Genomic DNA, 15,770 nt, shown 5'->3' with positions numbered 1-15,770 from the left:
TTCATGCCCATTGGCATGGCCGGTATTATCGGCTGAGAAAGCGTCTCCGCAGAGTGGCGCTACCGGAACAAAGCGCAGGTGCGCACAGCGCCTGCCGAGCATGGGGACACTGAATGCCTTGGCTGGAATGGCACAAACGCGATGACGACTTGAAGGCGACGGCGAAGACGCCCTACCGCCTGCTGCAACCGATCCAGTCCCTGTCCCACGGCGACGAAGACGCGCCGAACATGCTGATCCAGGGCGACAACCTGGAAGCCTTGAAGGCGCTATTGCCGTACTACGCCGGGCAGGTGAAATGTATTTTCATTGACCCGCCGTACAACACGCAGAGTGCGTTCGAGCATTACGACGACAACCTGGAACATGCGCAATGGCTGTCCATGATGTACCCGCGCATGGTGCTGTTGCGCGAACTTCTGCGCGAGGACGGGTCCATTTGGATCACGCTAGACGACAATGAAAGTCATTATTTCAAAGTCATGTGTGATGAAATATTTGGGCGCAGAAACTTTATCAATCAAGTTTCTATAAAGACAAAAAATACCGCCGGCGCCTCTGGCGGCGGTGAAGATAAGCGACTGAAAAAAAATGTTGAGACGCTGCTTGTTTATGTGAAAAACAACAACAGCAACGGCGGTTTCAGCAAGTTCAACGATGTTTACGAGGAAATAAACCTTTTCGACCTCATTGATGAAATGGAGGACGAGGGGAAGAGCTGGAAATACACAAGCGTCCTACAATCCTACGGCGATGAAATAGACCGTCGCGTTGTAAAAACTGGCGATGGCGAGGACATTACCGTTCGCAAGGTTAGGCGCGTACAGCGCACCACAGTGAAGGCCATAGAGAAAAGCAGCGGGCGACCTCGGGAGCAGATTTACTCAGACAATTTCGAGCAAATCTTCTCGGATACAAACGCGCAAACAAGCATTCGCACACGCATTATTGATGAGTTCAAGGAGTTGAACGACGATGAAATGCTCATTGCGTCCTACATACCCCGATCTGGGCGCGACAAGGGGCGCGTAGTCGAGCACTTCTATATCAGTCCAACCATTCGACGCGTTATCTGGCTGAAAGACACGGCGGAAAAAAAGAAAAACTCCATCACTAAGAAGGATAAGTTGGGCACGCTTTGGACGATGTTCAACTGGAATAATGTGTCGAAGGAAGGCGGGGTAAGATTGCCGAATGGGAAGAAGCCTGAGGCGCTAATAAAAGCCATTCTTGACCTCGCCACACAACCAGGTGATTTAGTTCTAGATAGTTTCTTGGGCTCAGGTACTACCGCCGCTGCGGCACATAAAATGGGGCGTCGGTGGATCGGGGTAGAAATCGGCGAGCAGGCAAAAAGCCATTGCCAGCCGCGACTAACCTTGGTCGTGGATGGCGATGATGGCGGGATTTCCGAGGAAGTGGGCTGGCTAGGCGGCGGCGGATTCCGCTTCTACCAGCTCGGCCCTAAGGTGTTCGACGACCAGGGCCGGATCAATCCCGAAATCAAGTTCGAGCACCTGGCCGCGCATATCTGGTTCGCCGAGACCGGCACCGCGCGCAGCACGCGCGCCATGAAGTCGCCGCTGCTTGGCGTCCACAACGGCACCGCCTATTACCTGCTCTACAACGGAATCCTGGGCGACAAGACGCTCGCGGGCGGCAACATGCTGACCATGAAGGTGCTGGCGGGCCTACCGAAGCATGACGGGCCGATGGTGATCTACGGTGAAGGCACGAACATGACCAACGACCGCCTGCGGTCGCTGGGGATCAAGTTCAAGAAGACCCCCAACGATATCCGCGCGAGGTGATGGCATGGACTTGAAGGACTACCAGGAAAAATCCCTTGCGCGGCTGGCCGACTTCCTGCGCGCTGCGCGCACGGATGGCATTGCCGAGGCGTTCGCCGCGCACGCGCACCCGGACGCCAAGACCATGCTGGTGCCGGACTACCGCACCCTGCGCGACAAGGACGGCGCGGAACTGCCCAGCCTGCGCGGCGTGCCGTATGTGGCGATCCGTATTCCCACCGGCGGCGGCAAAACCCTGATGGGCGCGCATTTCATCCGTTGCGCGGCGGACAACTGGCTGGAACGAGACCGCCCGCTGGTGGTGTGGCTGGTGCCCAGCCGCACGATCAAGCAACAGACCCTGGACGCGTTCAAGAATCGCCGCCACGCCTACCGCCTGGAACTTGATGCCGCCTTCGGTGGCCAGGTGTCGGTGCTGGACAGCGACGATATCGAGCAACTGACGCCGCAGGAACTGGCAACGCGCACCTGTGTCGTCGTCGCGACGATGGCGGCGGCGCGCGTCCACGACATTGATATCCGCGATTTCTACGCCCACAAGGAGGCGCTGGAACCGCACTTCATCGCCCTGCCGAAGGACGCACCGCTGCCGGACCTGGAACAGACGGAGGACGGCAAGGGGCCGCGCTTCTCGTTTGCCAACCTGCTGCGGCTCCACCGCCCGCTGGTGATTACCGACGAGGCGCACAACGCGACCAGCGACCTGTCCGGCATCGTGTACGAACGCCTGGCACCCAGCGCCATCATCGAACTGACCGCCACGCCGGACATGGCCACCAGCAATGTGCTGGTGCGCGTGTCGGCCTCGCAGTTGTTCGCGGAGGACATGATCAAGTTGCCGGTGCTGCTGGAAGAGCACCTGGACGGCTGGGACGTGGCCCTGCGCCATGCGCTGCTGCGCCGGCAGGAACTGGAAGAGATCGCGAAGAAGGAAGCCGACTACATTCGCCCGATCCTGCTGATCCAGGCCGAGCACAAGGGCGGCGAAGCCACGGTCGAAACCATCTACGAGCACCTGACCGGTGAAGACGGCGAACGGATCGACAAGGACTGGGTGAAGATCGCCACCGGCGACCAGCGCGAACTGGACGGGATCGACCTGTTCGCGGAGGACTGCCCTGTGCGCGTCATCATCACGATGGAGGCGCTGAAAGAGGGCTGGGACTGCTCGTTCGCCTATGTGCTGTGCTCTGTGTCGGGCACGAAATCCGCGACCGCCATCGAGCAGTTGCTGGGTCGCGTGCTGCGCATGCCCTACGCGCGCACACGCGACCAGGCGGCTCTGAACAAGGCTTACGCGCATGTCGTCTCGCCCTACTTCGGCGCAAAGGCGGTCGAGTTCACCGACCACCTGGAAAGCATGGGCTTCTCGCGACTGGAAGCCGCGCAGAACCTGCCTGTCCAGTCCGCACTGATCCCCGGCGGTGGCGAGCACCCGGCGCTGAAAGTCGAAACGGTGCGGTTCACGGCAACGAAGAAGCCGGACCTAGCGAACGTACCGGCAGGCGACCTGTGCAACATCACGATCAAGCCAGCCGAAGAAGAAGGCAAGTTCGAAGTGGAGGTCAGGGGCGCGATCCAACCGGAGAGCGTCGAGGCCATCGCCAAAGTGTTCACGGGCAAGGCCAAGGAGCAAGTTCGCACCTCGCTGGAACAGCACAACACACGCGCCAAACTGCGCGAAACGCCCGCGCAGAAGGGCGTGAATTTCGAGGTGCCGCAGTTGTCGATCAAGTTCGGCGACCGCGTGGTGCCGGTCGAGAACGATCTGCTGGTGGAGGACGGATTCTGGAATCCGGATGCGGCGGGCACGCTGGATACGCTGACCTTCGATACGCGCACGCAGACCTGGGAAATCGACATCGGCGAGAAGGCGGTGAAGATGAACATGGTTCAGGAGCCACAGGCCGAGTACCTGTCCGGCTTGACCGGAGACTGGGAAGAAGCCGACCTGCTGGTGTGGCTGGAAGGCAAGGTCGTCCAAAACGACGTGCGCCACGAAGCGATGATCGAATGGATCGCGCAGGCCATCGCACCGTTGAAGCACAAGGGATACAGCCTGGGCCAACTGGTGCGCGGGAGATTCATCATCGCGCGCCGCTTGCTGGGCCTGCTAGGCGAAGCAAGGACCAAGCGCGGCAACCAGGCGCACCAGCGCCTGTTCGCGTTGGAAGAAGTTGTCGTCGATCCGTCGGTGGTGTTCAAGTTCTCGAACCTGGCCTATCCCATGCGGTCGCCATGTCCGGCACCGATGGAATGGCCGAAGCACTACTACGAGGTGCCGGGAGACTTGCCGTATCGCCGCAAGGACGGCGAACTAGCTGAGGAGTACCGCTGCGCGACGGCCATCGAACGCAATGGCGACGTGGAGGTGTGGGTACGCAACTTGGCCCACCCGACGCAGTTCCGGCTCCCGACCGCGACCGGCTCCACCTATCCCGACTTCATTGCGAAGTTGAAGGATGGTCGCATTTTCGTGATCGAGTACAAGGGCGATGACCGCTACGACCACCCGAAGAATGTCGCCAAGCGTGCCGTGGGCGAACTGTGGGCACGCAAGTACCCGAACGGTATCTACCTTATGCCGCGGGACAAGGACGAAGAAGGACGCGACATTGACCAACAGATTGCGCATGCGATCTCAAAGAAGTAGAGACCCTCTTCGGGTTATACGAATGAGGTCAGGGGCGCCCCACCGCCCGCCACCCGATATCCGAGCGGTGAAACTCACCTTCCCAACTGATCTTGTCCACCGCTGCATACGCCGCGCGCTGGGCTTCTGCCACGTTGTTGCCGAGCGCGCAGGCACACAGCACGCGGCCGCCACTGGTGACGACATTGCCTTCGCCGTCAAAGCCGGTGCCGGCGTGGAAGACTTTGCTATCCGCAGGCAATGCAGCATCCAGTCCATGAATCACATCGCCGGTGCGCGGGGTGTTGGGATAGTTCTGCGCGGCCATCACCACGCCGAGCGAGCACTGCGGGTTCCAATGGGCTTGGGTTTGATCCAGACGCCCATCGATGGCGGCCTCGACCAAGTCCAATAGATCACTATCGAGGCGCAGCATCACCGGCTGCGTTTCCGGGTCACCAAAGCGCACGTTGAATTCGATCACTTTCGGTGCGCCGTTCTGGTCGATCATCAGGCCCGCATAGAGGAAGCCGGTGAACGGAATGCCGTCCGCAATCATGCCGGCGACGGTCGGGTTGACCACGTCGCGCATCACGCGCGCGTGCACCTCGGCGGTAACGACGGGCGCGGGCGAGTACGCGCCCATGCCGCCGGTGTTGGGGCCGGTGTCGCCATCACCCACGCGTTTGTGGTCTTGCGAGGTCGCCATCGGTAGCGCGGTTTTTCCATCGACCATGGAGATGAAGCTGGCTTCTTCGCCCTCCAAAAATTCTTCAACCACCACGCGGCTGCCTGCAGCACCGAAGGCGTTGCCCGCCAGCATGTCGCGCACGGCGGCTTCGGCCTCCGCCAGCGTCATCGCGACGATCACGCCTTTGCCCGCGGCCAAGCCATCGGCCTTGATGACGATGGGCGCACCTTTGGCGCGAACGTCGGCCAGCGCGACATCGACATCTTCATGCACGGCGTAATGCGCGGTGGGGATGCCGTGGCGGGCCAGGAAATCCTTCGCGTAGGCTTTGCTGCCTTCCAGTTGCGCGGCGGCGGCGGTGGGGCCAAAGATGCGCAGGCCCTCGCTGCGGAAGCGATCGACCACGCCCGCGACCAGCGGCGCTTCGGGGCCGACCACGGTGACATCGATGCCTTCTTCGCGCACCAGGTTGATGAGGCCGTCGATATCAGTGGCGTTGATGGCGACGTTGCGGCATTTCGGCTCGCGCGCGGTGCCGGCATTGCCCGGGGCGACGATGACTTCATCGACGCGCGATGAGCGGGCCAGTTTCCACGCCAGCGCGTGTTCGCGGCCACCCGAGCCGATCACCAACAGCTTCATGCCTGCATTCCTTTCTACGGGAGCCATAGTGTACGAGGACAGGGCCAGTCGGGCCGAATGTTAGGCTGGTGCGCTTGAAAACACGGGAAAAACGCAGCGCATGCCATTGACCTTGATGATCGAAGCACCTCTTGCCCAGCTGGTATCCGCCATCAATGGCGTGATCTGGAATTACCTGCTGGTGGGCCTGTTGCCGCTGGTGGGTTTGTATTTCAGCGTGCGCACCGGGTTTGTGCAGCTTCGACGTTTTCCGCAGATGTGGCGGGTGATTTTCGCCAGCGGGCATGAGGACAAGGCGGGCATTTCGCCGCTGGAGGCGTTGGCAACCAGCCTTGCCTCGCGCATCGGTACCGGCAATCTGGTGGGTGTGGCGATCGCGCTGGGCATGGGTGGCGCGGGGGCGATTTTCTGGATGTGGGTGATCGCATTCCTCGGCATGGCGACGGCGTATGCGGAAAGCGCATTGGCGCAGCTCTACAAGATCAAGGACGAAGACGGCCAGTATCGCGGCGGGCCTGCGTTCTATCTGTGGAAGGGTTTGGGCACGCGCGGCTGGGGCATGGCGTTCTCGGTGTGCCTGATCATCGCGTTTGGGTTGGTGTTCAACGCGGTGCAGGCCAACTCGATTGCGGGCGCGATGCAGGAAGCCTTCGACGTGCCGCCGATGACCAGCGCGATTGCATTGGTGGTGGTCGCCGGGGCGATCATCTTTGGCGGCCTGCGCATGGTTGCGCGATTCGCGGTGGCGGTGGTGCCATTCATGGCGATCGCGTACCTGCTGTTGGCGGCGTACGTAGTGGTGACGAACATTGGGCAAGTGCCGGCGATGTTGCGGTTGATCGTCGAGAGTGCGTTCGGCATTGCACCGGCGGCTGGCGGTGTGGTCGGCGGTTTGTCGGCGGCCTTGCTCAACGGCGTGAAGCGCGGCTTGTTTTCCAACGAGGCCGGCATGGGCAGTGCGCCGAACATCGCCGCGGCAGCGACGCCGGTGCCGCATCACCCCTGCAGCCAAGGGCTGGTGCAGGCGTTCGGTGTCTTCGTCGATACCTTGCTGGTGTGCACCGCGACGGCCTTGATGATCTTGCTGTCCGGCGCGATGGGCCAGACGACGGAAGGCATCGCACTGACACAGACGGCGATGGCCACGCACTTCGGTAGCTGGGGTGCACAATTCGTCGCCATTGCGTTGCTGTTTTTTGCGCTGACGTCGATCGTGGGCAATTACGCGTATGCGGAATCGTCGGTGACGTTTCTGCGCGGTGGGCGTGTGGCATTTATCGCGATGCGTTTGGCCTGTCTGGCGATGGTGGCCTGGGGCGCGCTGACGAAAGTCGGCTTGGTCTGGGACACGGCCGATGCCGCGATGGGACTGATGGCGTTGATCAATCTGGGCGCGATCGTGTTGCTCTCGGGCGTGGTCTTCAAGCTGACGCGTGATTACGACGCGCAATTGCGCGCCGGTAAATCACCAAGCTTGGACGCGACGGATTATCCCGAGTTGGCGGGTCGCATCGACGAGACGATTTGGCGGCCGGCCCCGGGCGCGGGCAAATCCTGACGCCGCGAAGCCGATCAATCGGTCCAGTCGTCTTTGCAGGTTTCGCGCTTGAGGATGTTGGGCACCTGGTAGCGCATCGTCGCGGCATCCAGCAACACGCGGTGCGTCGCGCTGGCCGGCTTTCCACAGGCCGGCCCGCTCTCGGTCACGACCAGCGGCCAATGCGCGGCGGTCGGATTGCTGCGGTCGGTGTCGAGCGCGAAATTGATGTTGAAGGCCTTCGGAGCGGTGCACGGTTGCGACGCGTCATCGCAACCTTCCACCAAGCCCAGGTTGTCGATGTGGCTGCGGAAGAAGCCCGCATCGTGAAAGCCGCCATCCTTCGGTAGCACTAAGCCCCAGGTGGACGCGGTGTAACCCATGTTGCTGAAGGAGGAACGCACCACGAAGCCCCAGAGATCAGCACCGAGCTGCATCGCCTTGACCTCGCCCGGGTTGCCCATGCTGCCGTATTCCTGCAGATGTTGTTGCGCCGCGGCCACGGCCTTGCCGTCTTGCATGCGCAGCAGGAAGAAATCGGTCAGGCCCGGCGTGGGGTGGCCGTAGTCTTCGGGTTGTCCGCAGATGGCGATGAGGCGTGCTGGCTGGCCGCCCTGGATGACGCTTTCATCCGCGCACAACTGGCGGGTGACGTTTTCCGGTGCGTTGGCCTCGGTTTCGGTGTCGCGGAAACTGGCCTGCAGCGGGGCGTGTACCCACGGCCTGGTGCGTGATGCGCCGTGGCCGTACACGGCGGCAAGGAAGCCATCCAGCGCGACGTTATCCACCGCCGTGGGCGCGGATGACGTGGTCGATGTCGTGTTGGATGTGGCTGCGGGCTGGGCTGTCGCCTGACCGTCCGCCTGCGGCTGGCAGGCGGCGATGAGGGCACAGGCCAACAGGCCGACGACGGGGGGCAGGATGCGCTTCATGGACGAGTCCTTGTCAGGTCGGATGCGTCCACCCTACTGCGGGCTCAATGACGGAAGTGTCGAATCCCGGTGAACACCATCGCCAGGCCATGCTCGTCAGCCGCCGCGATGACTTCGTTGTCGCGCATCGAGCCGCCCGGCTGGATCACCGCCTTGATGCCGGCTTCGGCCGCGGCATCGATGCCGTCACGGAACGGGAAGAAGGCGTCACTCGCCATCACCGAGCCCGGCACGATCAAGCCCGCTTCGTCGGCCTTCAACCCGGCGATCTTCGCGCTCACTACGCGCGACATCTGCCCCGCGCCGATACCGATCGTGCGGTGATCCTTGGCGTAGACGATCGCATTCGACTTGACGAACTTGGCCACGCGCCACGCAAACAAAAGGTCATCCATCTGTTTGTCGGTCGGAGCGAGTTGGCTCACCACCTTCAACTCTTCGCGCGTCACTTCGCGGTCATCCGCGGTTTGCATCAACAGGCCCGAGCCCACTCGTTTGACGTCGATGAAGCCGCTGCTGCGCGGCGCCATCGGGATGCGCAGCACGCGGACATTGGCTTTCTTCTTGGCGTATTCAATGGCGGCTTCGTCGTAATCGGGCGCAATCAACACTTCGACGAACTGGCGATCCAGAATCGTCTTGGCCGTCGCGGCATCCAGCTTGGTGTTGAACGCGATGATGCCGCCGAAGGCAGAGGTGGGGTCGGTCGCGTAGGCCAGCTCATACGCATCGCCGGGTGCCACACCTACGGCGACGCCGCAGGGATTGGCGTGCTTGACGATCACGCAGGCCGGCGCATCGAACTGGCGCACGCATTCCCACGCGGCATCGGCATCGGCCAGGTTGTTGAAACTGAGTTCCTTGCCTTGCAATTGAGTGAAGGTGGCGAGCGAGCCGGCGGCCGGCTGCAGGTCGCGGTAGAACGCGCCTTGCTGGTGCGGGTTTTCGCCGTAGCGAAGATCCATCACCTTGACGAAGTTGCCGTTGCTTTGCGCGGGGAAGGTTGCGACCTCTACCCCTTCGCCCAGCGAGGACAGCAGGTCGCTGATGCGCGCATCGTATTGCGCGACATTGTTGAACGCAGCGACCGAGAGCTGCCAACGTGTCTTGCCGCCAAGTGCGCCGTCGTTCGATTTCATTTCATCGATGAGCGCTTCGTACTGCGCCGGATCAGTGGCGACGGCGACGCGGGCGAAATTCTTGGCCGCCGAACGCAACATCGCGGGGCCGCCGATATCGATGTTTTCGATCAACTCGTCGAAGGTGACGCCGGGTTTCTTCGACACCGCTTCGAACGGGTACAGGTTGAGCACCAAGAGGTCGATGGCCTCGATGTCGTGTTCGGCCATCACGGCATCATCCAAACCTGCGCGACCCAGCAGGCCGCCATGCACCTTGGGATGCAGGGTCTTGACCCGGCCATCCATCATTTCCGGGAAGCCAGTGACGTCGCTGACGTCCTGCACGGCCAGGCCTGCCTCGCGCAGCGCCTTCGCAGTGCCGCCGGTGGAAATCAGCGTCACGCCTTGCGCGGCCAGCGCCTGCGCCAGCGCGACCAGGCCAGTCTTGTCGGAAACGGAAAGGAGCGCGCGACGAACGCGGCGGGTGTTGCCGAAGACAGGCTGCAAGGACATGGGGATGGGCTGTTGCGGGAGGAGCCGCAAATTATAAGCCGCGCTTATCCCGGCACCCGCAGGGACGGGCTTAGGCGATGCCGTAATCGCGCAATTTGCGGCGCAAGGTGGCGCGATGGATGCCCAGCAAGTCCGCGGCGCGGCTCTGGTTGCCTTCGCAGTGGTTCAACACTTCGACGAACAATGGGATTTCGACTTCGCGCATCACGACATCGTGCAAATTGTTGGTGCCACAGCCATCCAGGTCACCCAGGTAGCGGCGGACGGAGTGTGAGACATGCTCACGCAATGGCGTGTGCGATGTGGTTTGACGATTCGACACGAGCTTGATCTTCCCCAGACTTCCGCTACGAACGGACACGCGAGCGGGCAGGCATTCTAGCGCGTGCCGGACGCCGATGCGCTGAATGGGTGGATCAGCGCGGCGTTGCGGCAGCGTGCGGCTGGAAGCTGAAGTTGAAAGCGACGGCGGCGCGCGCCGGCTCGCGTACGGTGAACTGCACGCTGGCGGTCTGGCCTGCGCCGATCAGCGCCGGATGCTGACCGTCCAGGTAATCGGCGGGGGCGAGCGCACGACGCGCCAGAGCTTGCCCGTTGGCATCCGATAAGGTCAGCACCAAGTCGGGCCACGCTTGCGGCCAGGGCGCCTCGTTGCGGAAGCCGGCCTGTACGCGCAGGCCGCCGGGGATGGCGGGGTCGGCGTGCATGTCGTGCTCCAGCATGTGGAAGGCGCGCATGTCCTGCCACGCCGGGATCGTGCAGCCGAGCCAGGCGCAGCTGCGTTCGGCCAAGGGGCGTGTGCGTGCATCGGCGGCCAGGGCATCGCGCCCCGCCACCAGCAACATCGTGATCAAGGTGACCAGCAAGACGCCGATCGCGAGCAAGATCCACTTGCCCGTGGTCGGACGGGTGCCGCGTGTGGCGGCAAAGCTGGGGGCGGTGGCGGTCTGGGTCTCTTCGGCCATGCGTGCAGCTTAACCGCGCCGCCGACCGCTGATGCGCACCCAGTCTTCTTGCTGGGCGATGTGCAGACCTTCGAACCACGGCGCGTAGCGAATAAGCAGCTCGTCTTCCTGGCCTTTAAGGATGCCGGACATCGCCAATACGCCGCCCGGCGCGACGTGCGCGCTGATCGTTTCGGCCAGCTGGTCCAGCGCCGAGGCGAGGATGTTGGCGACGACTACCGGATAGGTTCGTGTCGGCGCGTCACCTGGCAGATAGACATCGATGTGATCGGCCAGGCCATTGCGCTCGGCGTTGTCTTGGGTTGCGATGATTGCTTGCGGGTCGTTGTCGATACCGACGGCGTGCTTCGCGCCCAGTTTCAATGCCGCCAGTGCAAGGATGCCGCTGCCGCAACCGAAATCCAGCACGTCGATGTCGTGCAGCTGGCCGGCATCGGCCAGGCCATCCAGCCATTGCAGGCACAGTGCCGTCGTGGGATGCGTGCCGGAGCCGAACGCGAGGCCCGGATCGAGCCGGACGACCGCCGCATCATCCACCAAGGCTTCTACAGGCAGGTCGTGATTCCACGGGACGATCCACGTGCGTTGGCCGAAGCGCATCGGCTGGAACTGGTCCAGCCACGCGCGTTCCCAGTCCTGGTCCTCGACGATCTCCAGCTGCGACCTGGACCAATCCAGCGCGCCATCGAGCGTGTTCAACTCGGACAGCAGCCATTCGGCATCGGTGTCGCCCTCAAACAGCGCCGTCAGCACCATCTGCTGCCACAGCGGCGTCTCGCCGACGCCGGGCTCGAAGATGGCTTCTTCATCCGGGGTCTCGGCATCGGCATCGGCCAAGGTCACCGATAGTGCGCCCGCATCTTCCAGCGCCGACTCAAAGCGCGGATGTTCGGATTGCGAGACCGGCAGCGTGAGTTGCAACCAGGGCATCAGCTGAGTTTCAGCGAGCGCTCCTTGCTTTCGGCAAGGCGCTTCTCGAGATAGTGGATGTTCTGGCCACCGGCAGCGAAACCGGCATCGGCCATGATGCGCTGCTGCAGCGGGATGTTGGTCTTGATGCCGTCGACGACCATTTCCGACAAGGCCACGCGCATCCGCGCGATGGCGGTGGCGCGATCCGGCCCGTGCACGATGAGTTTGCCGATCATCGAGTCGTAGTTCGGCGGCACGCGATAGCCTTCGTACACATGCGAGTCCACGCGCACGCCGGGACCGCCGGCGGAGTGGAAATGCGTGATCAGGCCCGGCGACGGCATGAACGTGTCCGGGTCTTCCGCGTTGATCCGGCATTCGATGGCATGGCCTTCCAGCACCACGTCTTCCTGCTTGATCGTGAGCTTTCTGCCGGCGGCGACGTTGAGCTGTTCGCGCACCAGGTCGATGCCGGTCACCATTTCCGTCACCGGATGCTCCACCTGGATGCGGGTGTTCATTTCGATGAAATAGAAGCGGCCGTTTTCGTACAGGAATTCGAACGTCCCGGCGCCGCGGTAACCGATGCGGATGCAGGCTTCGACGCAGACGCGACCGATCTCTTCGCGCTCTTTCTCAGTGATGCCCGGCGCGGGCGCTTCTTCGACCACTTTCTGGTGGCGACGCTGCATCGAACAATCGCGCTCACCCAGATGGATCGCGTTGCCTTGGCCATCGGCCAGCACCTGGATCTCCACGTGACGCGGGTTCTCCAGGAACTTCTCCATGTAGACCATGTCGTTGCCGAAAGCGGCCTTGGCTTCGCTCTTGGTGGTCGCAATCGCGTTGAGCAGCGCGGCCTCGGTATGCACCACGCGCATGCCGCGTCCGCCGCCGCCGCCGGCGGCCTTGACGATGACCGGGTAACCGATCTCGCGACCGATGCGCAGATTCTCTTCGCCATCCTCGCCCAGCGGACCGCCGCTGCCGGGCACGCAGGGCACGCCCGCGGCTTTCATCGCGCGGATCGCTTCCACCTTGTCGCCCATCAGGCGGATGGTCTCGGCCTTCGGCCCGATGAAGACGAAGCCGGACTCTTCCACGCGCTCGGCGAAGTCCGCGTTCTCGGACAAAAAGCCGTAGCCGGGATGGATGGCCTGCGCGTCGGTGACCTCGGCCGCGGCGATGATCGCCGGCATGTTGAGGTAGCTCTCGCTGGAGGCCGCCGGGCCGATGCAGACCGATTCGTCGGCCATCGCCACGTGCTTCAGGTTGCGATCGACGGTGGAATGGACGGCGACGGTGCGGATGCCCAGCGCCTGGCAGGCGCGCAGGATACGCAGCGCGATTTCGCCGCGATTGGCGATGACGACTTTATCGAGCATTGCCGCCGCCTTAGCCGATGACGAAGAGAGGTTGGTCGAACTCGACCGGCTGACCGCTTTCGCACTGGATGGCGAGCACCGTGCCGGCCACTTCGGCCTCGATCGGGTTGAACATCTTCATCGCTTCGATGATGCCCAGCGTGTCGCCCACCTTGACCGCCTGGCCAACCGTGACGAACGGCGGCTTGTCCGGCGCGGGCGCGGCGTAGTACGTGCCGACCATGGGCGCGCGCACCACATTACCCGCGGGCAGCTCCGGGCCGGCCTTCGGCATGCCGCCGGTGGCGGCTTCGACCGGCGACTGCATCGGCATCGGCGCGGCGGCGACAGGCGCGGCCTGGATCACCGGCGCGGGCATCGCCATCGCCATCTGCGGCGCGCCGCGCGACAGGCGCACGGATTCTTCGCCTTCCTTGATCTCGATTTCGTTGAGGTTGGATTCTTCCAGCAGGTCGATCAGCTTCTTGATCTTGCGCAGGTCCATGTCGGTTCTCTTGCAGTAATTAAGCGTGGGAAGGGGCAGCGGCCAGGACTTTCTGCGCCTGGTCGAAGGCGTGCAGGTACCCATCGGCGCCAAACCCGCAGATCACCGCCTGGGCCAGGTCGCTGACATAGCTGTGATGGCGGAAGGGCTCGCGGGCATGCGGGTTGGAGAGGTGGATCTCGATGAACGGGATCGCCACGGCCGCCAACGCATCGCGCAAGGCGACCGAGGTATGGGTCAAGGCAGCCGGGTTGATGAGGATGTAACCGGTGCCATCACCCTTGGCGGCCTGGATGCGGTCGATCAGCACATGTTCGGCGTTCGATTGCAGGAAATCGATGCTGATGTCAGCACGTTCGGCGCGCTCTCGCAGCTGGGCGTCGATCTCCGCCAGGGTGGTGCGACCATACACCTCCGGCTCGCGCGTGCCGAGCAGGTTGAGGTTGGGGCCGTGTAGCACCAGCAATCGGCTCATGGTGGGGTCAAAAGGGGCAAGGGCGGCAGTGTGCGCCAAAGCGATGTTGCTGTCCAGATCGCCGATGTTAGGCGAAATTCAAGCGTATGTTTGACTTTGAGCGCCGAAGCGTATGGTTTCACCGCGCGGCTGATGCTTGCTCCCACCGGCTGTGGGGGCGTGGAAGGGGCCCTGAAACAAAACGACCCGCCATGGGCGGGTCGTCTGTATTGCTAGCGGTGGTGGCTGGAATCAGACCGCCAGGTCCTTCTCGACGTCGGCGGTCTTCATGCGGGCCAGGGCCAGGTTGGCGCGGTCCTTCAGCAGCACGACGTACAGGAACAGGCCTTCCTTGTTCTTCATCGGGCGGATGATGTGGTACTGCGAGCCGAGGGTGATCAGGATGTCTTCGATGCCTTCGTTGAGCTTCAGGCTCTTCATCGTCTTCATCTTGGCGCGGACCACTTCGGTGTTACCAGCGCCGGCGAGGTCCAGGTCGATGCCCGAACCGGCTTTGCCGAGGACCAGGCCGCTGTTGGAATCGACAAGGGCGCAGGCAGCGCAGCCGTCGATGGTCATGATGTTGGCGAGCGAGTCTTGGATGTTGGCCATGTTTCTATTTCCTTAGGTTGGTAGTGATGATTAGTTTGACAGCGGAAAGTGAGCTGCGCCTGCTGCCGGGCGCGATGAAAATTCGGTGGATGAGGGTCAGTTGGACATGAAGGCCATCAGGCTGAGGGCCTGAGCGCAAAAGCGCGACTGGGCGGAGACGATGCCGACGTTGGCCTCGTGATTGGCGGCGGTCAGCAACACCATGCGGTTTCCGGGTGCGGGCAGGCGCTGCACCACTGCAATGCCGCTTTCGGTCGAGATCAGTACATCGCGAAAATGTTCCTGCCCAAGTTCCTTGCCCAGTGTTTCGCCCAGGCCGCACAGCGACCCGGTGATGGCGGCCAGGCGCGAGCCATTGACGCTCTGGCCCGACTGCACTGAAGCCAGCTGCATGCCGTCCAGGCTGGACAGGATCATGGCGTAGGCACCCGGAATCGACTCGATGGTGTCCCTCATCTGCTGGAGGAAATCCGCCTCGCGCGACAACGGGAAAAATTTGGCCCAGCGACGCTGGTCGGTGCTGGCTTCAAGCAGCATGAGAGGCTCCGGTTTCGGTTGTGCCCAACATTTCGAGCAACAGGTTCAGTGCGTAGAGTACGTCGCGACGCTGGCGGGGATCGATTTCGATCACCGGCATCAAATGCCCGCGATCACGCACGTGTTTGGCGAAACGCTGCGTGCTGTATTCGTGGGTGGCTTGGTCGATGTGGGTCACGACGAGCAAGCAAGTGGTGCTGCGCAGCGTGTCAGCGAAGCTTTCCAGATAGCCATCCAGCTCTTGCAGCGGGGCAGGGTGACGGGCATCGAGGAAAAACAAAGCACCGATCGCACCATCGGAAATCATCGGCCAGATGAATTCGAAGCGGCCCTGGCCCGGCACGCCATACAGGCGCACCACGCCGCCGCCTTCAAGCATCATCTCGCCAAAATCCATCGCCACCGTGGTCAAGCGGCTTTCATCGGAAGCCGGCACGTCCGTGCTGACCGGTGGCAGGTCGCTCAGTGACTTGATCGCCGTCGACTTGCCCGCGTCTGGCGGGCCGACGAATACGATCTTGAGGTCGCGGTCTTCGTTCATC

Annotated in this window: 15 protein-coding genes; 3 read left to right on the top strand and 12 right to left on the bottom strand. The window is 62.6% G+C overall.

The window, feature by feature from the left end; genetic code table 11:
* Positions 1-113: 113 nt before the first annotated feature.
* Both BW989_RS12710 and BW989_RS11585 read left to right on the top strand, forming a co-directional pair.
* Entirely contained in the window at positions 114-1,811 is a 1,698-nt protein-coding gene (locus BW989_RS12710) for a site-specific DNA-methyltransferase (protein WP_083688560.1), read from the top strand.
* A gap of 4 nt (positions 1,812-1,815) precedes the next feature.
* Entirely contained in the window at positions 1,816-4,464 is a 2,649-nt protein-coding gene (locus tag BW989_RS11585) for a DEAD/DEAH box helicase (protein WP_076588469.1), read from the top strand.
* 28 nt (positions 4,465-4,492) lie between these two features.
* Here the strand turns inward: BW989_RS11585 and purD are convergent, their stop codons facing one another.
* Positions 4,493-5,776, bottom strand: a complete 1,284-nt coding sequence (gene purD / locus BW989_RS11580) for a phosphoribosylamine--glycine ligase (RefSeq protein ID WP_076588467.1) — start codon at positions 5,774-5,776, stop codon at positions 4,493-4,495.
* A 100-nt stretch (positions 5,777-5,876) separates the two neighbouring features.
* On the opposite strand from purD, the gene BW989_RS11575 reads away from it, so the two are divergent.
* Positions 5,877-7,334 (top strand): alanine/glycine:cation symporter family protein, encoded by a 1,458-nt coding sequence (locus BW989_RS11575; protein ID WP_207551652.1) that lies wholly within the window; start codon positions 5,877-5,879, stop codon positions 7,332-7,334.
* A 14-nt stretch (positions 7,335-7,348) separates the two neighbouring features.
* Here BW989_RS11575 and BW989_RS11570 read toward each other — a convergent pair whose 3' ends face one another.
* The 11 genes from BW989_RS11570 to BW989_RS11520 all read right to left on the bottom strand — a co-directional run bounded on the left by BW989_RS11570 (position 7,349) and on the right by BW989_RS11520 (position 15,769).
* On the bottom strand, positions 7,349-8,245 hold the full coding sequence (locus BW989_RS11570) for a hypothetical protein (RefSeq protein WP_076588465.1): 897 nt from the start codon (positions 8,243-8,245) through the stop codon (positions 7,349-7,351).
* A gap of 44 nt (positions 8,246-8,289) precedes the next feature.
* Positions 8,290-9,879: a bifunctional phosphoribosylaminoimidazolecarboxamide formyltransferase/IMP cyclohydrolase gene (gene purH, locus BW989_RS11565; RefSeq protein ID WP_076588463.1), complete on the bottom strand. Its 1,590-nt coding sequence runs from the start codon at positions 9,877-9,879 to the stop codon at positions 8,290-8,292.
* A gap of 70 nt (positions 9,880-9,949) precedes the next feature.
* A complete protein-coding gene (gene fis, locus BW989_RS11560; RefSeq protein ID WP_341349908.1) occupies positions 9,950-10,210 on the bottom strand; it encodes a DNA-binding transcriptional regulator Fis in 261 nt (86 codons plus the stop codon).
* 85 nt (positions 10,211-10,295) lie between these two features.
* Complete coding sequence (locus BW989_RS11555) at positions 10,296-10,844, bottom strand: DUF3426 domain-containing protein (RefSeq protein ID WP_076588461.1); 549 nt, start codon at positions 10,842-10,844, stop codon at positions 10,296-10,298.
* Between the two features lie 9 nt (positions 10,845-10,853).
* Positions 10,854-11,774: a 50S ribosomal protein L11 methyltransferase gene (prmA, locus tag BW989_RS11550; RefSeq protein WP_076588460.1), complete on the bottom strand. Its 921-nt coding sequence runs from the start codon at positions 11,772-11,774 to the stop codon at positions 10,854-10,856.
* Entirely contained in the window at positions 11,774-13,141 is a 1,368-nt protein-coding gene (gene accC / locus BW989_RS11545) for an acetyl-CoA carboxylase biotin carboxylase subunit (protein ID WP_076588458.1), read from the bottom strand. The genes prmA and accC overlap by 1 nt, the downstream gene beginning before the upstream one ends.
* 10 nt (positions 13,142-13,151) lie before the next feature.
* Positions 13,152-13,625: an acetyl-CoA carboxylase biotin carboxyl carrier protein gene (accB, locus tag BW989_RS11540; protein ID WP_076588456.1), complete on the bottom strand. Its 474-nt coding sequence runs from the start codon at positions 13,623-13,625 to the stop codon at positions 13,152-13,154.
* Positions 13,626-13,644: 19 nt separating this feature from the next.
* The gene (gene aroQ, locus BW989_RS11535) at positions 13,645-14,100 is read right to left on the bottom strand and encodes a type II 3-dehydroquinate dehydratase (protein ID WP_076588454.1); all 456 of its coding nucleotides are present in this window, start codon (positions 14,098-14,100) and stop codon (positions 13,645-13,647) included.
* 231 nt (positions 14,101-14,331) lie between these two features.
* Positions 14,332-14,691, bottom strand: a complete 360-nt coding sequence (locus BW989_RS11530) for a hypothetical protein (RefSeq protein WP_076588453.1) — start codon at positions 14,689-14,691, stop codon at positions 14,332-14,334.
* A gap of 96 nt (positions 14,692-14,787) precedes the next feature.
* On the bottom strand, positions 14,788-15,228 hold the full coding sequence (locus tag BW989_RS11525; protein WP_076588451.1) for a roadblock/LC7 domain-containing protein: 441 nt from the start codon (positions 15,226-15,228) through the stop codon (positions 14,788-14,790).
* Positions 15,218-15,769, bottom strand: coding sequence for a GTP-binding protein (locus BW989_RS11520; protein ID WP_076588592.1), 552 nt, complete (start codon positions 15,767-15,769; stop codon positions 15,218-15,220). The genes BW989_RS11525 and BW989_RS11520 overlap by 11 nt, the downstream gene beginning before the upstream one ends.
* Between the last annotated feature and the right edge of the window lies 1 nt (position 15,770).

The organism is Solilutibacter tolerans (assembly GCF_900155935.1).
GTDB classification, from domain to species: Bacteria; Pseudomonadota; Gammaproteobacteria; order Xanthomonadales; family Xanthomonadaceae; genus Solilutibacter; species Solilutibacter tolerans.
The sequence above is the reverse complement of the archived record's forward strand: the minus strand, read 5'-3'. Positions and strand labels throughout refer to the sequence as shown.

Coding starts and splice junctions, on each gene's coding strand:
- prmA (WP_076588460.1), bottom strand. CDS start 11,774: ATGCCCTGGTTGCAACTCACGCTGCCGGTCTCGCAATCCGAACATCCG.
- BW989_RS11525 (WP_076588451.1), bottom strand. CDS start 15,228: ATGCTGCTTGAAGCCAGCACCGACCAGCGTCGCTGGGCCAAATTTTTC.
- purD (WP_076588467.1), bottom strand. CDS start 5,776: ATGAAGCTGTTGGTGATCGGCTCGGGTGGCCGCGAACACGCGCTGGCG.
- BW989_RS11585 (WP_076588469.1), top strand. CDS start 1,816: ATGGACTTGAAGGACTACCAGGAAAAATCCCTTGCGCGGCTGGCCGAC.
- purH (WP_076588463.1), bottom strand. CDS start 9,879: ATGTCCTTGCAGCCTGTCTTCGGCAACACCCGCCGCGTTCGTCGCGCG.
- accC (WP_076588458.1), bottom strand. CDS start 13,141: ATGCTCGATAAAGTCGTCATCGCCAATCGCGGCGAAATCGCGCTGCGT.
- BW989_RS11530 (WP_076588453.1), bottom strand. CDS start 14,691: ATGGCCAACATCCAAGACTCGCTCGCCAACATCATGACCATCGACGGC.
- aroQ (WP_076588454.1), bottom strand. CDS start 14,100: ATGAGCCGATTGCTGGTGCTACACGGCCCCAACCTCAACCTGCTCGGC.
- BW989_RS11570 (WP_076588465.1), bottom strand. CDS start 8,245: ATGAAGCGCATCCTGCCCCCCGTCGTCGGCCTGTTGGCCTGTGCCCTC.
- BW989_RS11575 (WP_207551652.1), top strand. CDS start 5,877: ATGCCATTGACCTTGATGATCGAAGCACCTCTTGCCCAGCTGGTATCC.
- BW989_RS11555 (WP_076588461.1), bottom strand. CDS start 10,844: ATGGCCGAAGAGACCCAGACCGCCACCGCCCCCAGCTTTGCCGCCACA.
- accB (WP_076588456.1), bottom strand. CDS start 13,625: ATGGACCTGCGCAAGATCAAGAAGCTGATCGACCTGCTGGAAGAATCC.
- BW989_RS12710 (WP_083688560.1), top strand. CDS start 114: ATGCCTTGGCTGGAATGGCACAAACGCGATGACGACTTGAAGGCGACG.
- BW989_RS11520 (WP_076588592.1), bottom strand. CDS start 15,769: ATGAACGAAGACCGCGACCTCAAGATCGTATTCGTCGGCCCGCCAGAC.